General features: G+C 29.6%; 1 protein-coding gene and 1 pseudogene. Both read left to right on the forward strand.

Annotated elements, in window-relative coordinates:
- Nucleotides 1–328: pseudogene (locus HG1285_RS01240) on the forward strand (hypothetical protein); the annotation flags it as partial.
- 2 nt (nucleotides 329–330) lie between these two features.
- The gene (locus HG1285_RS01235) at nucleotides 331–1,176 is read left to right on the forward strand and encodes a MinD/ParA family protein (protein WP_008289443.1); all 846 of its coding nucleotides are present in this window, start codon (nucleotides 331–333) and stop codon (nucleotides 1,174–1,176) included.
- Nucleotides 1,177–1,329 lie beyond the last annotated feature (153 nt).

Genomic DNA, 1,329 nt, shown 5'->3' on the forward strand with positions numbered 1-1,329 from the left:
TATTTTTGACACTCCCGGCAATTTAAATGAGCTTAATGATACTGAAAAATTGATTAATTACATATCTCTCAGTAATAACTCAGAGAATATCCTCATTATATCGTTAGATAAAAAGGAAGCTATTATAAAAAAAGAAATTGAGTATTTTTCTAAATTTAATATTTCTCATTCAATATTAACAAAGTATGACCAGTTAGGAGAAAAAGAAGAGTTATTTATTACTCTTTCTAACATTCCATTTAAAGTTAGTTATGTTTCCACTGGATTGAGAGTACCTAAAGATATAATTGAATTTGAAGCCTTAATTCAGAAATTAGAGGTTGCTTAATTATGAAAGACCAGGCATATGATTTAAGGAACTTAATAAAAAATGAAAATGATAATGGATTTCAAGTTATAACAATTACTTCTGGTAAAGGGGGCGTAGGAAAAACAAGTTTTACAGTAAATCTGGCTTCATGTTTACAATCTTTAGGTAAAAAGGTACTAATACTGGATGCGGATTTAGCACTTGCGAATATAGATATAATGCTGGATGAAAAACCTCTTTATAATTTAGGACATGTACTTACAGGAGAAAAAAATATAAATGAAATTATTTATACATCAAAAAGTGGGATAAAATTTATTCCAGCATCATCTGGTGTTGAAGAACTTGCTAACTTAACGAAACAACAACAATTATTTATACTTAACTCATTAAAAGATATATACTACGATTTTGATTATATGTTTATAGATACATCGGCAGGCATACATGAAACAGTTGTTAACTTTTGTCTTGCAGCAGATAAAACTGTTGTAGTAACTACTCCCGACCCAACAGCAATTGCTGATGCTTATGCCCTTTCCAGAATACTTTCTAAACATAAACCTGAAACTATGGAACTTGGACTTATGGTAAATGTAGTATCGTCTGCTGAAGAAGGAGAAAAGATTTATAAAGGCATGGACTCTATTTTAAAAAAGTTCACAGGAAACGGGATTGAGTTTTATGGATACTTAAGAAAAGACAATAACCTTATTAAGTCAGTCAGAGATAGAAAAATTCTTTACCAGATAAACCCGAAATCAAAATACTCTCAAGACATATTAACTTTTGCCAACTTCTTGATAAGTGGAAAAAGAAAGTCTCCAGAAGTTAATTTTTGGAAAGAATATTTAATAATTGGATAAAGATAAAGGAGGTTTGAGATGAAGTTAGCAAATCATGAAAGAAATAAATTAATACAGGAATTTATCCCCAAAATAAAGTACATAGTAAACAACGTAAAACAGGATAATCTGCCTCCTATAGTTACTGAAGAAGATTTATTTCAAACAGCTGTA

The organism is Hydrogenivirga sp. 128-5-R1-1, from assembly GCF_000171895.1.